This is a genomic window from Stenotrophomonas sp. 96582_Sma, from assembly GCF_056480905.1.
Genome location: NZ_CM151122.1, coordinates 1719643 through 1741112 on the forward strand (window position 1 = coordinate 1719643; position 21470 = coordinate 1741112).

Here is a 21470-nt window from a genome sequence, read left to right on the forward strand (position 1 = left end):
GTACACTCCTGCGCCTGCGGCCATCCGGCCGCGTCCCCGTCTTCCCTCCAGCCGCCGCCAGAGGATCCCACTCGATCGTGGAGGTCCCGTCGTGCTGTCTGTGCCTGATGCCCGTATTCCGTCCCCATTGCCGCGTCGCCGTGCGTTGCCGCAGGCGCTTGCCCGGGGCCTGCTGATCACCGCACTGGCCAGCAGCGGCATCGCAGCCGCGCAGTCCGCCGCCGAGCCGGACAAGGCCGCCGAGGCCCCGGCGTCGAAGACCCTGCAGACCGTGCAGGTCACCGCCAACCTGCTCGGCACCATCACCGAGGGCAGCGGCGCGTACACGCCCGGCACCATCGCCACCGCCACCCGCCTGGTGCTGACGCCACGGCAGACCCCGCAGACCATCAGCGTCATTACCCGCGCTCAGATGGACGACTTTGGCCTGAACGGCATCGATGACGTGATGCGGGTGACCCCGGGCATCAGCATCGTCACCTACGACAGCGAGCGCACCGAGTACTACGCGCGCGGCTTCGCCGTGCAGAACTTCCAGTACGACGGCATCCCGATGTCGCGTGACTCGGCCTATTCGGCGGGCAACACGCTCAGCGATACCGCGATCTATGACCGCATCGAAGTGCTCAAGGGCGCGACCGGCCTGCTCACCGGCATGGGCGATCCGGGCGCGACCATCAACCTGGTGCGCAAGAAGCCGGGCAAGGAGTTCGCCGGCAGTGCGACGCTGGGTGTGGGCCGCTGGGATGACTATCGTGCCGAGATCGATGTTGGCGGCCCGTTGACCGCCGATGGACGCGTGCGCGGTCGTGCGGTGGGCGCCTGGCAGGACAAGCATTCCAATCTCGACTTCTACCAGCGCACCAGCAAGGTGGGCTACGCAGTGCTGGAAGCCGATCTGGGCGAGCGCACGCTGCTGACCGTGGGTGGCGATACGATGGACAGCGACCCGAAGGGCTCGACCTGGGGTGGCATCCCTCTTCTGGACAGTGCCGGCAACTTCAATGACATGCCGCGTTCGTTCAACAACGGCACGCGCTGGAGTGGCTGGCGCCAGTATGTGCGCACCGGCTTCGCCACGCTCGAGCACACCTTCGCCAACGACTGGGTGGCCAAGCTGCAGCTCAACCACCAGGTCAACGGCTATGACGCGGCACTGGCCGGTGCCGCCGCCGGCAATCCCGATCCGTTGACCGGCGAGGGCGTCAGCCTGTGGCTCGGCAAGTACGTTGGCAAGACCGTCAGCAATGCGGCCGACTTCTACCTGAGCGGTCATTTCGGCCTGTTCGGCCGCGAGCATGAGCTGGTCGTCGGTGGCAGCGCCTCGCGCAAGCGCTGGACCAACACCGGCTACGGCCCGCAGGCGGAGTTCCCGGATACCGTGCCGGACTACAGAACCTGGAATGGCGACATTCCCGAGCCGGAGTGGCAGCGCAGCTACAGCAACAACGAAGTGACGCGTGAGAACGGCCTGTACGTGGTCGGCCGCTTCGACGTGGCCGATCCACTGAAGGTGATCGTCGGCAGCCGCCTGGCCAGCTACCGCTCGCCGCAGACGCGCGAAACCGGCGTGTTCGTACCGTATGCCGGCGTGGTCTACGACCTTGGCGAGCACTATTCGGTGTATGCCAGCTACAGCACCATCTTCAAACCGCATAGCGAACGCGACGAGCAGGGCAAGGCACTGGATCCGCTGGAAGGCCGCAGCTACGAGATGGGCCTGAAGGCCGAGTTCCTCGATGGGCGCTTCAACGCCAGTGCGGCGCTGTTCCAGCTCGACCAGGACAACTTCGCCCAGCCCACCGGCGGCAAGACGCCGGACGGGCAGGATGCGTATCGCGCCCTGATGGGCGTGCGTACCAAGGGCTACGAGCTGGAAATGTCGGGCCAGCTGGCCGAGGGCTGGCAGGTGCAGGGTGGGTTCTCGCACAAGATCGCCCGCCAGGCCGGTGCCAAGGTGACCACACTGGAGCCGGAAAACCAGTTCAGCCTGCACACCAGCTACCGCCTGCGCGGCGACTGGAAGGGGCTGACGCTGGGCGGTGGCGCGCGCTGGCAGGATTCCACTTTCGGCGAGATCACCAACCCGGCCACGCAGGCCAAGGTGGTGCATCGCACCCAACCCTACTGGCTGCTCGATGCAATGGCGCGCTATGAATTCAACGATCGCCTGTCGGCCACGCTCAACGTCAACAACCTGCTGGACAAGCGGTACTACACGATCTTCAGCTGGTACAGCACCTACACCTGGGGTGAGCCGCGCAATGTGCGGTTGAGCTTGAATTACAGGTTCTGACGCGGCTCTACACATGCGCCCGCGATGCTTTTCGGCATCGCGGGCGTTGTCGTTACAGCGGCAGGTCGAACACCAGCACTTCGGCGTCGTTGCCGTTCTCCAGGGTCAGCTGCGCTTCGTCGCTGACCTGCAGTGCATCACCGGCTTCCAGGGTGATGCCATTGACCTGCAGCTGGCCTCGGGCCACCTGCACATAGGCGCCACGGCCGTTGCCGAGGGCGTGGTGCAGCTTCTGGCCGCCATCGAGGATGGTGGCGAAGATGCGGGCATCCTGGTGGATGCGCAGCGAACCATCGGCACCGTCCGGCGAAGCGATCAGGCGCAGCTGGCCGCGCTTGGTTTCCGGTGCGAAGTGGGTCTCTTCGTACGACGGAGTAATGTTCTCCGCGTCCGGGAAGATCCAGATCTGCAGGAAGTGCACGGTCTCGTCGGCCGAGTGGTTGAATTCACTATGGCTGACACCGCTGCCGGCGCTCATGCGCTGCACGTCGCCATAACGCAGCACCGAGCCGGTGCCCATCGAGTCCTTGTGCTCCAGCGCGCCGCCCAGCACATAGGAAACGATCTCCATGTTGCTGTGGCTGTGGGTGCCGAAGCCCTGGCCGCCCATCACCTTGTCTTCGTTGATCACCCGCAGCGGTCCGAAGCTGACGTAGCGGGGGTCGTAGTAGTTGGCGAAGGAGAAGGTATGGCGCGAGGACAGCCAGCCATGCTCGGCCAGGCCACGGGTAGCGCTCTTGCGGATCTGCAGCACGATGGAATCTCCTTGTTCGATGGTTTCGATGGGGCGGGGTGGGCCGGTAGCCGCTGTGTTTCCCCGTTGGAGAGAAGTATCCGCTTGCGCCCGGGGTTTGAAAAACGGATAGTTTTGACAGTCATCATCGAAAAATTCGAATGCTCAAGCTCAGCCTCGATGCCCTGCAGATCCTGGACGCCATCGACCGCCGCGGCTCGTTCGCCGGCGCCGGCAAGGCTCTGCACAAAGTGCCTTCGACCATCTCCTACACCGTGGCCAAGCTGGAGGAGGACCTGGGCGTACAACTGTTCGACCGGGTCGGCCCGCGCGCCGAGCCGACCGAGGCTGGCCGCGCGCTGCTGGACGAAGGACGGCACCTGCTGCGCGCGGCCCGGGAGCTGGAACTGCGGGTGCGCCGGGTGGCGTCGGGCTGGGAGGCCGAACTGACCCTGGCGGTGGACTCGGTGTTCCCGACCTGGCTGCTCGGCCCGGACATCGCCGCGTTTCGTGAGGCCGAGGCACCGACCCGGCTGCGGTTGATCGGCGAAGCCCTGTCCGGTACCTGGGAGGCCTTGCTGGACCGCCGTGCCGACCTGCTGGTTGGTGCGCCGGGCGAGGGTCCCAGCGGCGGCGGTTACGTGGTCGAGCCGCTGGGTACGGTGGAGTTCGTGTTCGCGGTCGCGCCCGGTCATCCGTTGGCCGCAGTGCCGGGTGTGCTGGGTCGCGAGCAGCTGGTCGAGCACTGCGCGATCGCGGTCTCTGATTCCGCGCGCAGGCTGCTGCCGCGCACGGTCGGCTTGTTGATGGGGCAGGAGATGCTGACGGTGCCGGACATGGCCAGCAAGCTGAAGCTGCAGTGCGAAGGCGTGGGCTTCGGTTTCCTGCCCGAGCCGTGCGCGCGCGCGGCGGTGGCGCGTGGCCAGCTGGTGATCCGCGAGGTGGAGGAGCACAAGCCGGAGGAAACCTTCTGGCTGGCCTGGCGCACCGGTGAGGATGGCGCCGCTCTGCGCTGGTGGCGCGAGCGCCTGCGCAGGCCGGAGCTGCTGTCACAGTGGTGGCAGTCAATGGCCAGGGGGTAGGGATTTGGCAGGGCTGCGCCCTGCACCCGCCGAGGCCAAAGCAACAGCAACAGCGTGCATTCCGTGAGATGGCGGGGTGGGTCCGGTTGCGGGGGCCGCTGCAAGTACGTCCATGTAAGCTCGGTCGCCGCATCCATGCGGCTCACGCCCCCGCAACCGGACCCACCCCGCCTTCGATAGTTTTCCGCGATCTGTCGGAACGGCGTACTGCTCTGGTAGGTGTCGACCTTGGTCGACACGGTAGATCCACGCCATGCGTGGATGCTCTTCGATCAATTATCGAAATACTCGAACTCGATGGAGTCATCCACGCATGGCGTGGATCTACCAGATCGCGGAAATCTGTCAGAGGTGGGGCGGCATGGGCAGGCAGGACCGTTGGCGGCATGGATGCCGCCATCGAGCCCCCATGGATGGGTTTACGGCGTGTCCTGCCTGTCCATGTCGCCCCGCCAACCCACGGAATGCCAGCTTTTGCTGTTGCCGTTGCCTTGGCTTGAAGCATCTGCAGGTGCAGGGCGCAGCCCTGCCGAAAAACACACATAAAAAAACAGCAGGCCGAGGCCTGCTGTTTCGGTGTAATGGTGCGCCCGGAGAGATTCGAACTCCCGACCGCCTGGTTCGTAGCCAGGTACTCTATCCAACTGAGCTACGGGCGCCAATTACATAAACTTGTTGTGCTGACTGTGTATGGTGCGCCCGGAGAGATTCGAACTCCCGACCGCCTGGTTCGTAGCCAGGTACTCTATCCAACTGAGCTACGGGCGCGCGGTACACAATCAACTTACTGCTTAATTTTACTGCATTTCCAGCGGCGGATGCTGGAAACCTGTCGAGTGGTGCGCCCGGAGAGATTCGAACTCCCGACCGCCTGGTTCGTAGCCAGGTACTCTATCCAACTGAGCTACGGGCGCCCTGCGACAGGAGCGGAATTATGCGGATGTCGGCGCGTACCGTCAACAGTTTTGTGAAAATTTTCATCCAACTGAATGAAAAAGCTGTCAGCTACGGCCTCCGGCGCCTTCAGCCACGCGAAATGATCGGCGCGCGTGCCCAGTTCCTGCGCGGACAGCACGCGCAGCTGCGCGTCCACATTCGGCAGCTTCGCCAGCAGCGTCTGCATCGATCCGGTCGGTGCCAACCAGTCGTGCTCCATCAACACGGCCTGCGCGCTGCCATGCACGCGCGCCATCTGCGCATCGAGGTCTTCGTTCATGCCGGCCGCGGCGTAGTGGTTGTTCAGGCCAACGCGCGCCCAGTCGGCGATCAGCCCGCGCGCTTCGGTGCCACCAAAGCCGAGGCGCCGACCATGCAGCACGCCCTGGCGTTGCGCGATCCACGGCAGGAAACGATAGACCAGCGGCAGCAGCCAGCCGCGCGGTGGTGGGAAGCCACGCCAGAACGGTGAGCCGCTGGCCGCCAGCCACAGCCGGTTGAAGTGCTGCGGGTTGCGGCCGGCATGCACGCAGGCCAGCTGCCCGCCCAGACTGTGTCCACCGATGATCCAGGGCAGGGCGTCGGCGGCGTCATCGGCTGCGGCCAGGACGGCCTGGCTGGCCGGCAGATCCTGTTCGAGTACCTCGCGATAGCCCCAGTCCTGCGTGCGCGACGGGCGCAGTGAGCTGCTGCCGTTGCCGCGCCACTCATGCAGGTAGACCGCCACGCCCTTCGCCGCCAGCGCCGATGCCAGTGGCAGGTAGTGACGCGCGGCCACGCCCAGCGCTGGCAGCCACAGCAGGCGCGCGATGGGCTGTGCAGGCACGCAGGCGATCACTTCGTAGCGATGGCCGTCGTCGCACTGCACGGCGAGGACGCTCGACGTCAGGCTCATGCGCGCGGTGCCGCGCCGAAGTGATCGAGCACCAGCACCTCGCTGCGGCCAGGCGCGTAGCCCTGCTGCAGGCCGCGCGCAACGTAGTCGATGCCGGCTTCGCAGGCATTGGCCAGGCTCAGGCCGTTGCACAGCTGCGCGGCGATGGCCGAGGCGAGCGTGCAGCCTGTGCCATGTGCGTCCAGCGGCAGGCGGGCGTGGATGAATTCTTCGCTGCTGACGCCGTCGAAGTAGCGATCGATCACGCGGTTGCCTTCCTGCAGGTGGCCACCCTTGAGCAGGACTGCGCCGGCTCCGAGATCGAGCAGGGCAGAGGCAGCCTGTTCGGCGTCATCGCCGTTGGCGATCTTCCGGCCGATCAGGAGTTCTGCTTCCGGGGTATTGGGCGTAACCAGCGTCGCCAACGGCAGCAGGCGTTCGCGCATGGCCTTGAGCGCACTTTCCTCCAGCAGGCGCGCGCCGCTGGTGGCGACCATCACCGGGTCCAGCACCACGTGCGGCGGGCGATGCTTTTCCAGTGCGTCGGCGACGGCATAGATCACCTCGGCGTTGGCCAGCATGCCGAGTTTCACGGCATGGATATCGAAGTCATCGAAGCAGGCTTCGATCTGCGCCTGCAGGAATGCGATCGGTGGCACATGCACGGCGGTGACGCCACGGGTGTTCTGTGCAGTCAGCGCGGCGAACACGGCCAGGCCATGCACGCGGTGCGCGGCGAAGGCCTTGAGATCGGCAGGGACACCGGCGCCACCGCCGGAGTCGGAGCCGGCGATGGTGAGGGCGGAAACGGGAGTGGTCGGGCTCATCAGTTGATTGTGCCGTGGTCCCGCAGGGGAAGGTAGATCCACGCCATGCGTGGATGTCCTTGATTCAATGCCGCCAACGCGCCCACTGCTGGTACACCACATAACCCAGCCCGGTCAGGCCGGTCAGCAGGGCGGGGGCGAGCAGGGCGTCGTATTGCCAGCGCATGAACAACCAGGCGCCGAGGATGCCGCCGGCGAGGAAGCCGCTGATGATCAGGCCGCTGAGGGTCAGCCGCCGTACCTGCAGCGGCAGTCCGCGCAGCAGGTGGCCCAGGCCGATGCCGAGGTCGGTGAACATGCCGCTGAGGTGGGTGGTGCGCACCACCGCGCCACTGAAGGTGGTCGCCATCGCATTCTGCAGGCCGCAGGCCATGGCGGCGGCCAGTGCACCCCAGATCTGATGCTGTTCGAACAGCGGAATGGCCACCAGCAGCAGTGCCGATTCCAGCGCCAGCGCGACACCGTAGCGGCGGCCCAGCTGCAATGCGCTGTCCTGGATCAGCAGGCCGCTGAGCATCGCGCCCAGCGAAAACGCGATCAGCAATCCCCACAGGTGGCCGACCGCGCGCCAGTCACCCTGGGCCAGCGCCATGCCCAGCTGGCTGGTGCTGCCGGTCATGTGGCTGACCGCCTGGTGCTCGAAACCGAGGAAGCCGACCACGTTGACCATGCCGGCAACGCACGAGAGCGCGACCGCGCCGATCCAGACCCAGGTGGGCAGGCGTATTCCCATCGGCGGGGCCCCTCAGGGCCCGCCGAAGCCGCCGTTGAACTGCAGCTCGCTGAAGGTGTTGCTGGCCGGGTCGAATACCGCGCCCCAGAACTGCGTGCCGCCGTCACAGACGCGGATCGCTTCCCGTGCCGGGTTGATGCCGCTGTCGTCGGGCAGATGGAAGGCGTTGATGTAGATCAGACGCTTGCCGGCGCTTTCGATGCCGACGTACTGGCGGTCGAAGTCCAGCACCTTCGGTACCTGTGATTCCAGCGACGACAGCTGCGCTTCCAGCTGGTCGATCTGCTGCCGGCTGGGCGCCCAGTAACCACTGACCCGCCCGGCCTCGCGGCCGGGACTGGGGCGCGAGCAGGTATCGAGTACCTGCGCGGCGATGATCGGGCGGGTGACCACCCAGGATTGGCCGGTACGCTCGGCGGTCGGCACGCTGGCGGGGCCGCGCGTGGTGGTGCAGGCACCCAGGACGGCTGCGAGGGCGATCGCAGCCGTGGGCAGCGGCGGGGGGGGGCAGCGGTTCACAACCCCTCCGGAGGGTAGGGGGGGGGGGGGGGGGGGGCGGCGGGGGGGGGGGGGGGGGGGGGGGGGGGGGGGGTTTTTGGGGGGCGGGGGGGGGGGGGGGGGGGGGGGGGGGGGGGGGGGGGGGGGGGGGGGGGGGGGGGGGGGGGGGGGGGGGGGGGGGGGGGGGGGGGGGGGGGGGGGGGGGGGGGGTTTTTGGGGGGGGGGGGGGGGGGGGGGGGGGGGGGGGGGGGGGGGGGGGGGGGGGGGGGGGGGGGGGGGGGGGGGGGGGGGGGGGGGGGGGGGGGGGGGGGGGGGGGGGGGGCGGGGGGGGCGCGGGGGGGGGGGGGGGGGGGGGGGGGGGGGGGGGTGCACCCATCCACGGCGTCATCTTCTCTTCCTCGGTGCCGGGCAGGAAGCCGATGTCCTCGCCGACGCTGACCGTGGCGCGGGTCATGATGATCTCGCGGTAGCGCTGCTGGTCCATCGTCTGCGCCAGGCCGGCGGCCAGCGCCAGCAGGGTCTTGCCGGTGCCGGCGGTACCCAGCAGCGTGACGAAGTCGATCTCCGGATCCATCAGTGCGTTGAGCGCGAAGTTCTGTTCTCGGTTGCGTGCGCTGATGCCCCACACGGCGTGGCTGCCGTGGCGGAAATCATCGACCAGTGACAGCACCACCTTGCCGTCGCCGACCACGCGGCTGACGCGCAGCTCGACTTCATCTTCGCCAGGCAGGTAGACGTACTGGTTCGGGTACCACTCCTCGCCATCCTGCGCCAGGATTTCGTAATGCGTGCGGCCCTTGTCGCTCCAGCTGCGCAGGTCATCGCCGTGGCGCTTCCAGAAGTCTTCCGGCAGCTCGGTGGCGCCGGTGTAGAGCAGGCTGAAATCGTCCAGCGCACGGTCGTTCTCGTAGTCCTCGGACACGATGCCGGCGATTGCGGCCTTGATCCGCAGGTTGATGTCCTTGGAAACGAACACCACCGGCAGGTCCGGGGTTTCTTCCTTCAGCGCCAGGATCGCGCCGAGGATGGCGTTGTCCGGGATGACCTTGCCGAAGCTCTTGCCGGCGTCGAAATGGCTGGTCTGGAAGCGCAGCTTGCCGGCGCTCTGCTTGCCGCGCAGCTGCAGGCCATTGGGTCGCTGCAGCGGAATGCCGTCGGCCAGGTTGTCCAGGCCGGATTCCTGCACCAGCTCGTTGAGGAAGCGGCTCACCTGGCGGGCGTTGCGGCTCGCTTCGGAGGTGCCCTTCTTGCCGTTGTCCAGCTCCTCGATCACCTGCATGGGCAGGTAGACGTCGTGCTCCTCGAATTTGAACAGCGCGGTGGGATCGTGCATCAGCACGTTGGTATCCAGCACGTAGATGCGCTTGCCTCGGGTCATCGTCGATTCCTGGTTACGGACAGGGAAAAACCACCACGGCCTGCTGCGGGGCAGGGTGATGGCAGACACAGTAGGCAGTGGGACTCACTTGGACTGGGAGGCCTTCAGTTCGGCGAGAACGGCATCGGCATGGCCGGCAACCTTGACCTTGCGCCAGGACTGCACGATGCGGCTGTCGGGGGAAATCAGGAAGGTGCTGCGTTCGATGCCACGTACCTGCTTGCCGTACATGTTCTTCATCTTGATCACGTCGAAGGCGCCGCACAGCGCTTCGTCGCCATCGCTGACCAAGGGGAAGTTGAAGCCCTGCTTGGCACAGAAGTTGTCGTGCGACTTCACCGAGTCGCGCGAGACACCGAGTACCACCGCGCCTGCCTTCTTGAATTTGGGCAGCAGTGCGTTGAAGTCGATGCCTTCGGTGGTGCAGCCGGGGGTGCTGTCCTTGGGATAGAAGTACAGCACCAGCCAGTGGCCGGCGTAGTCGCCGAGAGTGGCCTGTTCGCCACCGGACAGCGCCAGCGGCAGGGAGAGGGTGGTGCTGTCCAGGGTATCGCCGTTGTTCATGAGGTCCTTCTGTCGAGCCTGGGTTCTTTCTACGACAATTGCATGAAACGCCACGCGCCCGTGAGAGGCGCGCGAAGAATCAGAATTTCATCGGGTCCATGATCGCGTCCAGGTTCAGGTGGTCGCAGAATTCAAGGAAATCGTCGCGCAGCGCGGCGATGTGCATGTTGGCCGGCACGCCGATGGTGACCTGCGCGCTGAACATCTCCGCACCGGTCTGCATGGCGCGGTAGCGCGTGCTCTGCAGGTTCTCGATGGTGATGCCCTGGCGGTCGAAGAAATCGGCCAGCTGGAACAGGATGCCGGGCTTGTCGGCGGCGATCACTTCGACGATGTACGGCAGCAGGTTGGACTGCGCCTGCTTGGCGGCAGTGCGGTACCAGACCAGCTTCAGGCCCTCTTCGCGCTCCAGCCGGGTCAGCATCGCTTCCAGCTTGGCCACCGAGTCCCAGGAGCCGGTGGCCAGGGCGGTGACCGAGACATCGCGGCCGACCGTGGCCAGGCGTGCGTCCACCAGATTGCAGCCGCTGTCGGCAATGCGGCGGGTGACGGACAGCAGGGGGGACTCCGGATGCGTCGTGTAGGCGTTGATCAGGAGGTGGTTTTCGCTCGGCGCGGGGCGCGGGGTGGTGTCGGTCAAGGCGATTCCGGGTAATGCATGCGTTAGTCTGAATGCCCGCCAGAGGCGGGGATCCACCGGTGTCCAGCATACTTGCCCGTGCTTTCGCGCCGCAAGTAACATTCAGGTCGCCCCCGGCCTTTCGTGGCGGGCGTTTTCCCTTTCCAGCCAAGAGCAGCACGTCCTTGTCCCTTTCCGGCCTCATCACCGCGCTGGCGACCCCGTTCCGGGCCGACGGCGCCCTCGATCCCGACGGTTGGCAGCGCCTGCTGCACCTGCAACTGGAAGGTGGCGTCCATGGCGTTGTCGTAGCCGGCTCGACCGGTGAAGCAGCGACCCTCACCGATGCCGAGTACGACCTGCTGCTGGCCAGCGCGGTCGAGCGCATCGGCGGCCGCATCCCGGTCATGGCCGGTACCGGCCTGTCGGGCACCGCCAAGACCATCGAACAGACCCGCCGTGCCGCCGCGCTTGGCGCCAGCCACGCGCTGGTGGTCACCCCGCCGTACGTGCGGCCGACCCAGGCTGGCCTGATCGCCCACTACCGCGCGGTTGCCGACCAGGGCGGGCTACCGGTCGTGCTGTACAACGTGCCCGGCCGTACCGGGTGCGACATGCAGCCGGAGACCGTGGCCGAACTGGCCAGCCATCCCAACATCGTCGGCATCAAGGAGGCGGTGGGTGACACCGGCCGGGTGCAGGCGCTGCTCGCCCTGCGCAGCCCGCAGTTTGCCGTGTTCAGTGGCGACGACGGTACGGCCGCGCGCTCGATCCAGGCCGGTATCGATGGCCTGATCTCGGTCGGCTCCAACGTGCTGCCCGGCGCCTACCGCCGGATGTGCGAGCTGGCTGCCGCCCACGACCACGAAGCCACCGGGTCCTGGGATGCGCGCCTGCAGCCGTTCCATGATTTCTGCGGCGTTGAGCCGAACCCGATTCCGGTCAAGGCGTTGCTGCGCCGTATCGGCATCGGTCACGACCTGCGCCTGCCGCTGCTGCCGCTGTCGGTGGCGCACCATCCGGCGGCCGATCACCTTGCCGGCGACATCGCCGCCCTCGAAGCCCTTTCCAGCCACTGACCTTCCGTCTTGGTCTGACCCAGGAGATTCACATGCGTCAATCCGTATCCACCGTCCGCGTGCTGTCCTACGCCCTGCTTGCGGTGGCCGTTGCCGCCGGCACCACCGGCTGCTTCAAGCGTGGCGTCAAGGGCGACTACGCCCTGGTCCCGGAAATGCGTCCGCTGGAAGTGCCGCCGGACCTGAACCTGCCCAACGCCACCAGTGACAACAAGGTGCCGACCCTTGCCTCGGCGACCAAGCCGGCGGCCCCGGTGGCTGCGGCCCCGGCCGTGGGCAACACCGGTTTCACCATCGCCGGCGGCAAGGACGAGGCTTTCGCCAAGGTCGGCACCGCGCTGGAAGGCGTGGAAGGCGTGACCATCGCCAGCCGCGCGCAGCTGCTGGGCTCGTATGACGTGGCCTACGAAGGCAGCAACTTCCTGGTCCGCGTGGTCGCCGTCGATGCCGGCGCCTACATCTCCGCGGTCGACCCGCGTGGCCTGCCGGCCACTGCAGAAGCGCCGGTGAAGCTGATCGCCGCGCTCAAGGCAAAGCTGGCCCAGTAAGGGCCGGTCGGGTGGGTGCGGGCCCAGGTCCGCACGTGCCCGGGTAGAGGCCGACCTTGGTCGGCGCTTCGGTGCCAACCAAGGTTGGCACCTACCGGATCCTGCGGTTGGCAGCTACCGGATCTTGCGGTTGGCACCTATCGGATCGCGCGGATGCTATCTGCCGAGCAACGAAAAAGGGCGCCATAGGCGCCCTTTTCGTTGCCGCAAGAGGCGCTTCTCAGCGCTCCAGCAGCTTCAGCTTGTCCGGCTTGCCGTCCCATTCGCCGGCGTCGGCGGGCGGGTCCTTGCGCACGGTCAGTACCGGCCACTCCTTCGCCAGCTCGGCGTTGAGGGCGACGAAGCTCTCCTGGCCGGCAGGAACATCGTCCTCCGGGAAGATCGCGTTGACCGGGCATTCCGGTTCGCAGAGGGTGCAGTCGATGCACTCATCCGGGTCGATCACCAGGAAGTTCGGGCCTTCGTGGAAGCAATCCACGGGGCATACTTCCACGCAATCGGTGTGTTTGCACTTGATGCAGTTTTCGGTGACGACAAAGGGCATGGGCTGGGGGTGGATCGATTCCTGAACCCGCCAATTCTAGAACAGGTTGGCCCCCGGTGTCGGCGCGGGGCGGAAATCGGGCGTCTGGCAGGCGCGGCCGTGGTGGTCGTTGGCGGCAGGGTGAGGCCTGTGCGACGCTGCGGGTCAGCCGGCTGCGTTGGATGGCCGGACCCCTTCCCAGCAGGATCGTTCATGTCCCCAGCTCAGCCCTACATCGCCTCCCATGGTGGTGAGAACACTGCATTCATCGTCCTGATCAGCTGCGTGGCCACGCTGGGTGGATTCCTGTTCGGCTTCGACAGTGGTGTCATCAATGGCACGGTCGACGGCCTGCGCCAGGCCTTCAACTCCAGCGAGGCGGCGCTCGGTTTCGAAGTGGCCTCGATGCTGCTGGGCTGCGCGATCGGTGCCTTCCTGGCCGGCTGGCTGGGGGATCGCCTGGGCCGTCGTGGCGTGCTGATCGCCTCGGCACTGATGTTCCTGGTCTCGGCGCTGGGCGCCGGTGCCGCTCACGCTTCCTGGCTGTTCATCGCCGCACGCGTGCTCGGCGGCTTCGCGGTGGGCGCGGCCAGCGTGATGTCGCCGGCCTACATTGCCGAGGTGGCCTCGGCGCGCTATCGCGGGCGTTTGGCCACGGTGCAGCAGATGGCGATCATCTGCGGCCTGTTCGCCGCCTTCCTCAGCAATTACCTGCTGGCCCGAGCTGCTGGGGCGTCAACCGAGCCGCTATGGCTGGGCCATGAGGCCTGGCGCTGGATGTTCTGGATGCAGGCGCTGCCGTCCGGGCTGTTCCTGCTGTTGTTGCTGGTGATTCCGGAAAGCCCGCGCTTCCTGGTCCTGAAGGGGCGTCAGCAGCAGGCGAGGGCGGTACTGTCGCGGCTGTACGGCGAGGCGGCAGCGGCGACCAAGCAGGCCGAGATCGAAGCCAGCTTGGCCCAGGATCAGCACAAGCCGCGCTTCAGCGACCTGCGCGACACGGTCACCGGCAAGCTGCGCCCGATCCTCTGGGTAGGCATTGGCCTGGCCATGTTCCAGCAGCTGGTCGGCATCAACGTGGTGTTCTATTACGGCGCGGTGCTGTGGCAGGCGGTGGGCTTCTCGGAAAGCGACGCGCTGCTGATCAACGTGCTGTCCGGCGCGCTGAGCATCGGCGCCTGCCTGCTGACGGTGCTGTTGATCGACCGCATCGGGCGCAAGCCGCTGCTGTGGATCGGCTCGGTTGGGATGTCGGTGGCGCTGGTGCTGATGGTGGTCGCCTTCGCCAGTGGCAGCCTGGCCGATGGTCGCCTGCAGCTGTCCGACGGCATGGGCCGGCTGGCGCTGGTTGCGGCCAACGTCTACGTGGTGTTCTTCAACATGTCCTGGGGCCCGGTGATGTGGGTGATGCTGGGCGAAATGTTCCCGAACCAGATCCGCGGCCCGGCGTTGGCCGTTGCCGGTGCGGCGCAGTGGACGTCGAATTTCGCGATCACCGTGACCTTCCCGATGCTGCTGGCCGGCATCGGCCTGGCCGGGGCCTACGGCATCTACGCTGTCGTTGCGATCCTCTCGATCTTCTTCGTGGTCCGTTACGTGCGCGAGACCAAGGGCAAGGAGCTGGAGCAGATGGAAGGCTGACGGCCGGCCTGTGTTTCAGCGCCTCCTTTCTCCGTGGGGAGGCTGCAGGCCAGCCGATCCAGGACACGCCGTAAACCCATCCATGGGGGCTCGATGGCGCCATCCATGGCGCCAACGGTCCTGGATCGGCTGGCCTGCAGCCTCTCGACACATTGCGGGTGGCGGACGCAGGTCTGCGCGTCGGGATTGAATTGGCTGCGGAGGAGCGAGGCTGTTCGTGCCGCCGTCGCGGGAAATCGTCTGGAGGGGGTGGCCCGCCCCCTCCCGCGCAGGAACAGGAAGGCGCTACTGCGACCAGGCCGACCGATGCCAATGCAATCCCCGGAAAACAGAAAAGCCCGCACAAAGGCGGGCTTTTTCGGTTCCTGCTGCGGCGACTGGCGCTCCCTAGGGGACTCGAACCCCTGTTTTAGCCTTGAGAGGGCCACGTCCTAACCACTAGACGAAGGGAGCGTAACTGTGTCGCTGCCGAGGCAGGAGCGCTAGTATATGCACCTCGATGCCATTGGGCAATCCCGAAACTTCAACCGGAAGCGCCAACATCATTTCCTCTGCTACATCACCGTTCAGCCTGCGCGTCATCCCGCGCGACCAGCACACGATCTCCCGCAAGGACATCAGCCCGAACGCCCTGCGCGTGCTTTATCGCCTGCGCGATGCCGGCTTCGGCGCCTACCTTGTCGGCGGCGCGGTGCGCGATCTGCTGGTCAATGGCCAACCCAAGGATTTCGACGTGGCCACCGACGCCACGCCCGAACAGGTCAAGCAGCTGTTCCGCAACTGCCGCCTGATCGGTCGCCGGTTCCGCCTCGCCCATGTGGTGTTCGGCCGCGAAATCATCGAAGTCGCCACCTTCCGTGCCAACAGCGATGACGGCAGCGGCGACCGCGAGATGGAAAACGGCATGCTCGTGCGCGACAACGTGTACGGCACCATCGAAGACGACGCCATCCGCCGCGACTTCACCTGCAACGCCCTGTACTACGCCATCGAGGACTTCTCGGTGCGTGATTACACCGGCGGCTTCGAGGACGTCCAGGCGCGCCTGATGAAGCTGATCGGCGACCCCGAGCAGCGTTATCGCGAAGATCCGGTGCGCATGCTGCGTGCGGTGCGCCTGGCGGCCAAACTCGGCTTCCAGATCGAAGAGGGCACCGCCGCGCCGATCCCGCACCTGGCCGGCCTGCTCAACGAAGCCGCACCGGCGCGCCTGTTCGAAGAAGTGCTCAAGCTGTTCCTGTCCGGGCACGGCGTGGCCAGCTTCGAAGGCCTTGAGCGCTACGGCCTGCTGGACGTGCTGTTCCCGGAGAGCGCCAAGGCACTGAAGTCCAACCGCACCGGCGCGCTGCGCCGCATGCTGGTGGAGGGCCTGGCCAACACCGATGCCCGCGTGGCCAACGATGAACCAGTCTCGCCCGCGTTCCTGTTTGCGCTGCTGCTGTGGCCGGCGTTCTGCCGCGCCCAGGCAACCCTGCTCAAGCAGGGCGTGGCACCGGAAGAGGCGCAGCGCCGTGCCGCCGATCGCGTCACGGTGCAGCAGCTGAGCACCATCGCGCTGCCGCGCCGCTTCTCGCTGCCGATGCAGGAAATCTGGCTGCTGCAGTCGCGCTTCAGCTCGCGCCAGCGCAAGCGCGTGTTCCGTACCCTGACCCATCCGCGCTTCCGCGCTGCGTTCGACTTCCTCAGCCTGCGCCAGGTGGCCTCGGCCGAGCACGCCGCCGATGTCGAGTTCTGGCGTGAGGCGCAGGCGCAGTCCGGTCGTGAGCTGGAGTCGTCGCTGGACGTGATGCACAGCGAAGAGGGGGATGACGAGAGCGGGGCACCGCGCAAGCGCCGCCGTCGCCGCCGTCGTCCGGGTGCCCCGGCCGGTGCGGCTGGCGAGTAAACGATGACCCTTGCCTGGATCGGCCTCGGCGCCAACCTTGGCGACGCGGCCGTCACCGTCGGCGCGGCGATTGCCGCGCTCGACGGACTGCCCGATACCCGCCTGCGCCAAGCCTCAAGGCTGTACGCCACGCCGGCCTGGGGCAATGAAGACCAGCCGCCGTTCGTCAACGCGGTGGCTGCGGTCGAGACCACGCTGCCCGCCGATACGCTGCTGCAGGCGATGCTGGCGCTGGAGCAGCGTTTTGGTCGCGTACGCGATCCGGCGGTGCACTGGGGCCCGCGCGCGCTGGACCTGGACCTGCTGCTGTATGGCGCGCAGATGCTCGACCAGCCTGGTCTGCAGGTGCCGCATCCTTACCTGCACGAGCGTGCCTTCGTGTTGGTGCCGCTGGCCGAAATCGCGCCGGATCTGGCCATTCCCGGCCATGGCCGCGTGCGGGATGCAGTGATGCGGGTGGATGCCTGCGGGATTGCGCCGATAGGGTGATAATGCCCGGGTTATCTCCCCCGGTTATCAGCACATGAGCACCCACGCAGACAGCAAGCCCTGGACCGTTCCCGCCCTGGCCGAGGCCAAGCGCAATGGCCAGAAGCTGGTCATGTTGACCGCCTACGACGCCGGCTTCGCCCGCACTTTCGATGCCAACGGCGTCGACCTGATCCTGATCGGCGATTCGCTGGGCATGGTCGTGCAGGGCCATGATTCGACCTTGCCGGTGACCGTGGCCGACATGGTCTACCACACCCGCGCCGTGGCCCGCGTGCTGCAGCGTGCGTTGCTGGTGGCCGACCTGCCGTTCGGCGCCGATGCCACCCCGGAGCGCGCGCTGGATGCCTCGTTGCAGCTGCTGCAGGCGGGCGCGGAGATGGTCAAGATCGAAGGTGCCGGCTTCAAGGTCGACATCATCCGCTACCTGGTGGAGCGCGAGATTCCGGTCTGCGCGCATCTGGGCCTGACCCCGCAGTCGGTGCTGCGACTGGGCGGCTTCAAGATCCAGGGTCGTGGCGATGCCGCGCGCCAGCTGGTGGAAGATGCCAAGGCTGTGGCCGCTGCCGGCGCCAGCATCATGGTGCTCGAATGCGTGCCGACTCCGGTCGCCGCCGAAGTGACCGCTGCGGTGGATGTGCCGACCATCGGCATTGGCGCAGGCCCGCAGTGCGATGGCCAGGTGCTGGTGCTGCATGATTTCCTCGGCCTGGACAGTGGTCATCGCCGTCCCAAGTTCGTCAAGGATTTCCTTGCCGAAGGCGGTTCGGTGGCCGGTGCCACCCGCGCCTATGCCGACGCGGTGCGCGACGGCAGCTTCCCCGACGAACAGCACGCCTACGCCCAATGATCCAGACCTTCAACGAGCTCGGCGCACTGCGCGGGCAGATCGCCCAGTGGAAGCGCGAGGGCCTGCGGGTGGCGCTGGTGCCGACCATGGGCAACCTGCATGGAGGTCACCATTCGCTGGTGACCCTGGCCCGCCAGTACGCCGACAAGGTGGTGGCGAGCATCTTCGTCAACCCGACCCAGTTCGGGCCGAACGAGGATTTCAGCCGCTACCCGCGCACGCCAGAGGCCGATGTGGCCGGGCTGGAGCAGGCCGGCTGCGATGCGGTGTGGCTGCCCAGCGTCGAGGTGATGTACCCGCTGGGGGTGGACAAGACCACGCGCATGCACGCGCCGGGCGTGAGTGAAGTGCTGGAAGGCGCCAGCCGTCCGGGGCACTTCGATGGCGTCTGCACGGTGGTCGCGCGCCTGTTCCTGCAGGTGCAGCCGGACGTGGCCGTGTTTGGCCGCAAGGACTACCAGCAGCTGGCCGTCATCAAGCAGATGGTGGCCGAACTGTCGTTCCCGATCCAGATCGTCGGTGCGGACATCGTGCGCGACGAGGATGGCCTGGCCAAGAGTTCGCGCAACCAGTACCTGAGCGCCGAACAGCGCCCGGTCGCGACCAGCATCCACCGCACCCTGCTGGGCATGCGCGAGGGTTACGTGGCTGGCCAGTCGCGCGCGCAGATCGAGGCCGACGCAACGGCCGCGCTGCAGGCGGATGGTTTCCAGGTCGACTACGCCGTGTTGCGCACGCCGGAACTGGCCGAGCCGACCTTCGACGGCGGTGGCCGCGTGGCGCTGATCGCCGCACGCCTGGGCAGCACGCGCCTGATCGACAACCTGGAGTTCTGAGCCGCATGCGGCTCCGGGGCGCCCGCAACGGGCGCCTCTCGACTTCCCACGGACGGGAGACCGGAAATGAAGACCCCCAGCACTGATACCGGCCGTCTTGCCCAGGCCTCGATCCTGGCGGTGCTGGCCGCCGGCATGCTGCCGGCCCAGCTGTTTGGCGGCCTGTTGTTCGCGCTTGAATTCCGGCGCACGCCGATGCCTGCGCTCACCGGCGGTGGGCTGATGTTCGTGTTGGCCGTGTGCAATGCGATCGCGGTGTTGCTGCCGATGGCGCTGATCCTGCAATCTCAACAGCGGCTGCGCCGGACTGGATTCGTGCTGGTCGGCTTCGGACTGGGCGCGCTGGCCATGGCCACCTGCACCTGGCCGGGCGCGGACAATGGTCCGCTGCTGCAGCGCCTGCGCTATGTCGACACCTTCGACGTGATCAGCTATGCCTTGCAGGTGCTGGCCGCAGGTGGCTTCGGCCTGGTCGCCGGGCTGGCCTTCCATACGGTGTTCCGGCTGTCTCTGGAGGGCCGTTCCGGGCATGCCGCGCCGCCGCCGCGGGGGGAGGGGGCCTGAACAGCCCTCAGCGTCCTGCTGCGGCCCCCTGACGATGGCCAAGCGGGTGCTAGAATCCGCTCTTTCCTTTGCCGTTGCAGCGCCCCCATGCACCTGTCCCTGCTCAAGACCAAGATCCACCGCGCCACCGTCACCCATTCCGAGCTGAACTACGAAGGCTCGATCGCCATCGATGACAACCTGCTGGCTGCCACCGGCATCCGCGAGTTCGAGCAGGTGCACATCTGGGACGTGACCAACGGTGCGCGCTTCTCGACCTACGCCATCCGCGCCGAAGCCGGCAGCGGCGTCGTCTCGCTCAACGGTGGCGCTGCGCGTCACGTGCAGGTCGGTGACATCATCATCATCGCCGCGTTCGCCAGCATGACCGAGCAGGAAGCTGACAGCTTCAAGCCGAAGCTGGTGTACGTTGATGGCAAGAACCAGATCTCCCACACCAACGACACGATCCCGACCCAGGCCGCATGACAACGAACAACGGATTCGACTCGCTGCATTCCCACGCCCAGCGCCTGAAGGGCGCAAGCATTCCCAGCCTGCTCGCCGCCGAACCCGGCCGCGTGCAGGACCTGGCGCTGCGGGTCGGTCCGTTGTACGTCAACTTCGCGCGGCAGAAATACGATGCCGCGGCGTTGCAGGCCCTGCTCACGTTGGCCGCCGACCGTGATGTCGGTGGTGCCATCACCCGCTTGTTCCGTGGCGAGCAGGTCAACCTGACCGAAGGTCGCGCCGCGCTGCATACCGCGCTGCGCGGCGACGTGGTCGATGCGCCGGTTGCAGCCGAGGCCTATGCCACCGCGCGCGGGATCCGCCAGCGCATGGGCGTGCTGGTGCGTGCGCTGGAAGACAGCGGCGTCACTGACGTGGTCAGCGTCGGCATCGGTGGTTCCGATCTCGGTCCGCGCCTGGTCGCCGATGCGTTGCGCCCGGTCACCGGCGCGCGCCTGCGCGTGCATTTCGTATCGAACGTGGACGGCGCCGCCATGCAGCGCACGCTGGCCACGCTGGATCCGGCGAAGACCGCCGGCATCCTCATCTCCAAGACCTTCGGTACCCAGGAAACCCTGCTCAACGGCCAGATCCTGCACGACTGGCTGGGTGGCAGCGAGCGCCTGTATGCAGTCAGCGCCAATCCGGATCGCGCCGCCAAGGCCTTCGCGATCGCCGCCGATCGCGTACTGCCGATGTGGGACTGGGTCGGTGGCCGTTATTCGCTGTGGTCGGCCGTTGGTTTCCCGATCGCGCTTGCGATCGGTTTCGAGCGCTTCGAGCAGCTGCTGGAAGGCGCCGCGCAGATGGATGCGCACGCGCTGGATGCACCGCTGGAGCGCAACCTGCCGGTGCTGCACGGCCTGACCGACATCTGGAACCGCAACCTGCTGGGCCATGCCACGCACGCGGTGATGACTTACGACCAGCGCCTGGCGCTGCTGCCGGCCTACCTGCAGCAGCTGGTGATGGAAAGCCTGGGCAAGCGCGTGCAGCGTGACGGCCAGCCGGTCACCACCGACACCGTGCCGGTGTGGTGGGGCGGCGCGGGCACCGATGTGCAGCACAGCTTCTTCCAGGCACTGCATCAGGGCACCAGCATCGTTCCGGCCGACTTCATCGGCTGCGTACACAACGACGATCCCTACACGATCAATCATCAGGCCCTGCTGGCCAATCTGCTGGCGCAGACCGAAGCACTGGCCAATGGCCAGAGCAGCGACGACCCGCACCGTGATTACCCGGGCGGCCGCCCGAGCACGCTGATCCTGCTCGACGCGCTGACCCCGCAGGCGCTGGGTGCGCTGATCGCCATGTACGAACACGCCGTGTACTTGCAGTCGGTGATCTGGAACATCAATGCCTTCGACCAGTTCGGTGTCGAGCTTGGCAAGCAGCTGGCCAGTGGTCTGCTGCCGGCGCTGCAGGGTGAGGATGTGGCGATTGCCGATCCGATGACCCGCGAGATCCTGGCGCAGCTGAAGGGCTGACCGGGCCTGCGGATGTGCCGGCGCCGGCCGGCCATCCGATGCCTCTCCGGTTGCCTTCGATCCGGTCGCGCAGGAATGGCGGCGCGGCCACTCATTCCGTGTCGTTACCGTGCTGCGCATGCAGCGCATCCGCGTGCCTGCCGCAGCGCAGCTTGACTGTGCATCGCGTGCCAATGCAGTGTGCACAGGCGGCTGTACCTGTCATCCAGTATCGCTCGCAGCATGATGTTGATGCCAGGGACTGGCCGTATCCGAAGGGACGTGGAATCGATCCATGTCCTCAACGCCTCATGTTGTGAATGACAGGAGATTGCGAATGGATCTGAACGACGATGTTGTGTCCGGCTGGCTCAATGGCTCGGACGATGTGGATGGATGCGCCAACCCTGCGGGTTCGCTGTTCATCTATGGCGCTGGGGCCACCGAGTCCGCGCTCACGTCGGCCTCCGACACCCTGATCACCGGTGGCGGTACCGAGTGCACCACCACGATGTCGGTGGTCAATCACTGCCTGTGCTGTTGATGTAGCCCGAGCCGGC

General features: G+C 66.8%; 21 protein-coding genes, 4 tRNA genes and 1 pseudogene. 13 read left to right on the forward strand and 13 right to left on the reverse strand.

Features of this window, described 5'->3' with window-relative positions; genetic code table 11:
- Positions 1 to 91 precede the first annotated feature (91 nt).
- Positions 92 to 2296, forward strand: a complete 2205-nt coding sequence (locus ACZK2R_RS08020) for a TonB-dependent siderophore receptor (RefSeq protein ID WP_180838739.1) — start codon at positions 92 to 94, stop codon at positions 2294 to 2296.
- Between the two features lie 52 nt (positions 2297 to 2348).
- Here ACZK2R_RS08020 and ACZK2R_RS08025 read toward each other — a convergent pair whose 3' ends face one another.
- Positions 2349 to 3050 (reverse strand): pirin family protein, encoded by a 702-nt coding sequence (locus tag ACZK2R_RS08025; protein WP_180838738.1) that lies wholly within the window; start codon positions 3048 to 3050, stop codon positions 2349 to 2351.
- Between the two features lie 140 nt (positions 3051 to 3190).
- Here ACZK2R_RS08025 and ACZK2R_RS08030 point away from each other — a divergent pair, with 140 nt between their 5' ends.
- Positions 3191 to 4111 carry a LysR family transcriptional regulator gene (locus ACZK2R_RS08030; RefSeq protein WP_180838737.1) on the forward strand — a complete coding sequence of 307 codons (921 nt, stop codon included), beginning with the start codon at positions 3191 to 3193 and terminating at the stop codon, positions 4109 to 4111.
- A 582-nt stretch (positions 4112 to 4693) separates the two neighbouring features.
- On the opposite strand, the gene ACZK2R_RS08035 is transcribed toward ACZK2R_RS08030, so the two are convergent.
- The 10 genes and pseudogenes from ACZK2R_RS08035 to ACZK2R_RS08080 all read right to left on the reverse strand — a co-directional run bounded on the left by ACZK2R_RS08035 (position 4694) and on the right by ACZK2R_RS08080 (position 10561).
- A tRNA-Arg gene (locus ACZK2R_RS08035) sits at positions 4694 to 4770 on the reverse strand.
- A gap of 32 nt (positions 4771 to 4802) precedes the next feature.
- Positions 4803 to 4879, reverse strand: a tRNA-Arg gene (locus ACZK2R_RS08040).
- Between the two features lie 69 nt (positions 4880 to 4948).
- Positions 4949 to 5025: transfer RNA gene (locus ACZK2R_RS08045), tRNA-Arg, on the reverse strand.
- The gene (locus ACZK2R_RS08050) at positions 5016 to 5942 is read right to left on the reverse strand and encodes an alpha/beta hydrolase family protein (RefSeq protein WP_125895931.1); all 927 of its coding nucleotides are present in this window, start codon (positions 5940 to 5942) and stop codon (positions 5016 to 5018) included. The genes ACZK2R_RS08045 and ACZK2R_RS08050 overlap by 10 nt, the downstream gene beginning before the upstream one ends.
- Positions 5939 to 6748: a bifunctional hydroxymethylpyrimidine kinase/phosphomethylpyrimidine kinase gene (gene thiD / locus ACZK2R_RS08055; protein WP_478487935.1), complete on the reverse strand. Its 810-nt coding sequence runs from the start codon at positions 6746 to 6748 to the stop codon at positions 5939 to 5941. The genes ACZK2R_RS08050 and thiD overlap by 4 nt, the downstream gene beginning before the upstream one ends.
- Before the next feature lie 64 nt (positions 6749 to 6812).
- The gene (locus tag ACZK2R_RS08060; RefSeq protein ID WP_049463692.1) at positions 6813 to 7481 is read right to left on the reverse strand and encodes a YoaK family protein; all 669 of its coding nucleotides are present in this window, start codon (positions 7479 to 7481) and stop codon (positions 6813 to 6815) included.
- A gap of 12 nt (positions 7482 to 7493) precedes the next feature.
- The gene (locus tag ACZK2R_RS08065; protein ID WP_478487936.1) at positions 7494 to 8000 is read right to left on the reverse strand and encodes a hypothetical protein; all 507 of its coding nucleotides are present in this window, start codon (positions 7998 to 8000) and stop codon (positions 7494 to 7496) included.
- A 346-nt stretch (positions 8001 to 8346) separates the two neighbouring features.
- Positions 8347 to 9357, reverse strand: a pseudogene (locus tag ACZK2R_RS08070) (PhoH family protein); the annotation flags it as partial.
- An 84-nt stretch (positions 9358 to 9441) separates the two neighbouring features.
- Positions 9442 to 9921: a peroxiredoxin gene (locus tag ACZK2R_RS08075; RefSeq protein ID WP_032128846.1), complete on the reverse strand. Its 480-nt coding sequence runs from the start codon at positions 9919 to 9921 to the stop codon at positions 9442 to 9444.
- Between the two features lie 79 nt (positions 9922 to 10000).
- Positions 10001 to 10561, reverse strand: coding sequence for a glycine cleavage system transcriptional repressor (locus tag ACZK2R_RS08080; protein ID WP_005409051.1), 561 nt, complete (start codon positions 10559 to 10561; stop codon positions 10001 to 10003).
- A gap of 164 nt (positions 10562 to 10725) precedes the next feature.
- Between ACZK2R_RS08080 and dapA the strand changes: the two genes are divergently transcribed.
- Both dapA and ACZK2R_RS08090 read left to right on the forward strand, forming a co-directional pair.
- The gene (gene dapA / locus ACZK2R_RS08085) at positions 10726 to 11619 is read left to right on the forward strand and encodes a 4-hydroxy-tetrahydrodipicolinate synthase (protein WP_049423505.1); all 894 of its coding nucleotides are present in this window, start codon (positions 10726 to 10728) and stop codon (positions 11617 to 11619) included.
- 32 nt (positions 11620 to 11651) lie between these two features.
- On the forward strand, positions 11652 to 12167 hold the full coding sequence (locus tag ACZK2R_RS08090; protein WP_180838572.1) for a hypothetical protein: 516 nt from the start codon (positions 11652 to 11654) through the stop codon (positions 12165 to 12167).
- A gap of 220 nt (positions 12168 to 12387) precedes the next feature.
- On the opposite strand, the gene fdxA is transcribed toward ACZK2R_RS08090, so the two are convergent.
- The gene (gene fdxA / locus ACZK2R_RS08095; RefSeq protein WP_004153066.1) at positions 12388 to 12711 is read right to left on the reverse strand and encodes a ferredoxin FdxA; all 324 of its coding nucleotides are present in this window, start codon (positions 12709 to 12711) and stop codon (positions 12388 to 12390) included.
- Positions 12712 to 12903: 192 nt separating this feature from the next.
- Here fdxA and ACZK2R_RS08100 point away from each other — a divergent pair, with 192 nt between their 5' ends.
- Entirely contained in the window at positions 12904 to 14328 is a 1425-nt protein-coding gene (locus ACZK2R_RS08100) for a sugar porter family MFS transporter (protein ID WP_125895933.1), read from the forward strand.
- A 378-nt stretch (positions 14329 to 14706) separates the two neighbouring features.
- Here the strand turns inward: ACZK2R_RS08100 and ACZK2R_RS08105 are convergent.
- Positions 14707 to 14781, reverse strand: a tRNA-Glu gene (locus ACZK2R_RS08105).
- Positions 14782 to 14833: 52 nt separating this feature from the next.
- On the opposite strand from ACZK2R_RS08105, the gene pcnB reads away from it, so the two are divergent.
- The 8 genes from pcnB to ACZK2R_RS08145 all read left to right on the forward strand — a co-directional run bounded on the left by pcnB (position 14834) and on the right by ACZK2R_RS08145 (position 21454).
- On the forward strand, positions 14834 to 16213 hold the full coding sequence (gene pcnB / locus ACZK2R_RS08110) for a polynucleotide adenylyltransferase PcnB (protein ID WP_032128849.1): 1380 nt from the start codon (positions 14834 to 14836) through the stop codon (positions 16211 to 16213).
- Positions 16214 to 16216: 3 nt separating this feature from the next.
- Positions 16217 to 16702 (forward strand): 2-amino-4-hydroxy-6-hydroxymethyldihydropteridine diphosphokinase, encoded by a 486-nt coding sequence (gene folK / locus ACZK2R_RS08115; RefSeq protein WP_253145929.1) that lies wholly within the window; start codon positions 16217 to 16219, stop codon positions 16700 to 16702.
- A gap of 34 nt (positions 16703 to 16736) precedes the next feature.
- Positions 16737 to 17552: a 3-methyl-2-oxobutanoate hydroxymethyltransferase gene (gene panB / locus ACZK2R_RS08120; protein ID WP_005416119.1), complete on the forward strand. Its 816-nt coding sequence runs from the start codon at positions 16737 to 16739 to the stop codon at positions 17550 to 17552.
- Positions 17549 to 18388, forward strand: a complete 840-nt coding sequence (panC, locus tag ACZK2R_RS08125) for a pantoate--beta-alanine ligase (RefSeq protein WP_125895697.1) — start codon at positions 17549 to 17551, stop codon at positions 18386 to 18388. The genes panB and panC overlap by 4 nt, the downstream gene beginning before the upstream one ends.
- A gap of 66 nt (positions 18389 to 18454) precedes the next feature.
- The gene (locus ACZK2R_RS08130; protein ID WP_180838574.1) at positions 18455 to 18952 is read left to right on the forward strand and encodes a hypothetical protein; all 498 of its coding nucleotides are present in this window, start codon (positions 18455 to 18457) and stop codon (positions 18950 to 18952) included.
- Between the two features lie 87 nt (positions 18953 to 19039).
- Positions 19040 to 19420: an aspartate 1-decarboxylase gene (gene panD, locus ACZK2R_RS08135; RefSeq protein ID WP_032128853.1), complete on the forward strand. Its 381-nt coding sequence runs from the start codon at positions 19040 to 19042 to the stop codon at positions 19418 to 19420.
- Positions 19417 to 20931: a glucose-6-phosphate isomerase gene (gene pgi, locus ACZK2R_RS08140; RefSeq protein WP_180838575.1), complete on the forward strand. Its 1515-nt coding sequence runs from the start codon at positions 19417 to 19419 to the stop codon at positions 20929 to 20931. Before panD ends, pgi begins: the two co-directional genes overlap by 4 nt.
- 316 nt (positions 20932 to 21247) lie before the next feature.
- The gene (locus tag ACZK2R_RS08145; protein WP_049400943.1) at positions 21248 to 21454 is read left to right on the forward strand and encodes a DUF6229 family protein; all 207 of its coding nucleotides are present in this window, start codon (positions 21248 to 21250) and stop codon (positions 21452 to 21454) included.
- The last annotated feature ends 16 nt before the right edge of the window (positions 21455 to 21470 follow it).

Bases quoted from the DNA above. Each gene is read 5' to 3' on its own strand.
- ACZK2R_RS08030 (WP_180838737.1), top strand. From the start codon at position 3,191: ATGCTCAAGCTCAGCCTCGATGCCCTGCAGATCCTGGACGCCATCGAC.
- ACZK2R_RS08050 (WP_125895931.1), bottom strand. From the start codon at position 5,942: ATGAGCCTGACGTCGAGCGTCCTCGCCGTGCAGTGCGACGACGGCCAT.
- thiD (WP_478487935.1), bottom strand. From the start codon at position 6,748: ATGAGCCCGACCACTCCCGTTTCCGCCCTCACCATCGCCGGCTCCGAC.
- ACZK2R_RS08060 (WP_049463692.1), bottom strand. From the start codon at position 7,481: ATGGGAATACGCCTGCCCACCTGGGTCTGGATCGGCGCGGTCGCGCTC.
- ACZK2R_RS08075 (WP_032128846.1), bottom strand. From the start codon at position 9,921: ATGAACAACGGCGATACCCTGGACAGCACCACCCTCTCCCTGCCGCTG.
- ACZK2R_RS08090 (WP_180838572.1), top strand. From the start codon at position 11,652: ATGCGTCAATCCGTATCCACCGTCCGCGTGCTGTCCTACGCCCTGCTT.
- fdxA (WP_004153066.1), bottom strand. From the start codon at position 12,711: ATGCCCTTTGTCGTCACCGAAAACTGCATCAAGTGCAAACACACCGAT.
- ACZK2R_RS08100 (WP_125895933.1), top strand. From the start codon at position 12,904: ATGTCCCCAGCTCAGCCCTACATCGCCTCCCATGGTGGTGAGAACACT.
- folK (WP_253145929.1), top strand. From the start codon at position 16,217: ATGACCCTTGCCTGGATCGGCCTCGGCGCCAACCTTGGCGACGCGGCC.
- panB (WP_005416119.1), top strand. From the start codon at position 16,737: ATGAGCACCCACGCAGACAGCAAGCCCTGGACCGTTCCCGCCCTGGCC.
- panC (WP_125895697.1), top strand. From the start codon at position 17,549: ATGATCCAGACCTTCAACGAGCTCGGCGCACTGCGCGGGCAGATCGCC.
- ACZK2R_RS08130 (WP_180838574.1), top strand. From the start codon at position 18,455: ATGAAGACCCCCAGCACTGATACCGGCCGTCTTGCCCAGGCCTCGATC.
- panD (WP_032128853.1), top strand. From the start codon at position 19,040: ATGCACCTGTCCCTGCTCAAGACCAAGATCCACCGCGCCACCGTCACC.
- pgi (WP_180838575.1), top strand. From the start codon at position 19,417: ATGACAACGAACAACGGATTCGACTCGCTGCATTCCCACGCCCAGCGC.
- ACZK2R_RS08145 (WP_049400943.1), top strand. From the start codon at position 21,248: ATGGATCTGAACGACGATGTTGTGTCCGGCTGGCTCAATGGCTCGGAC.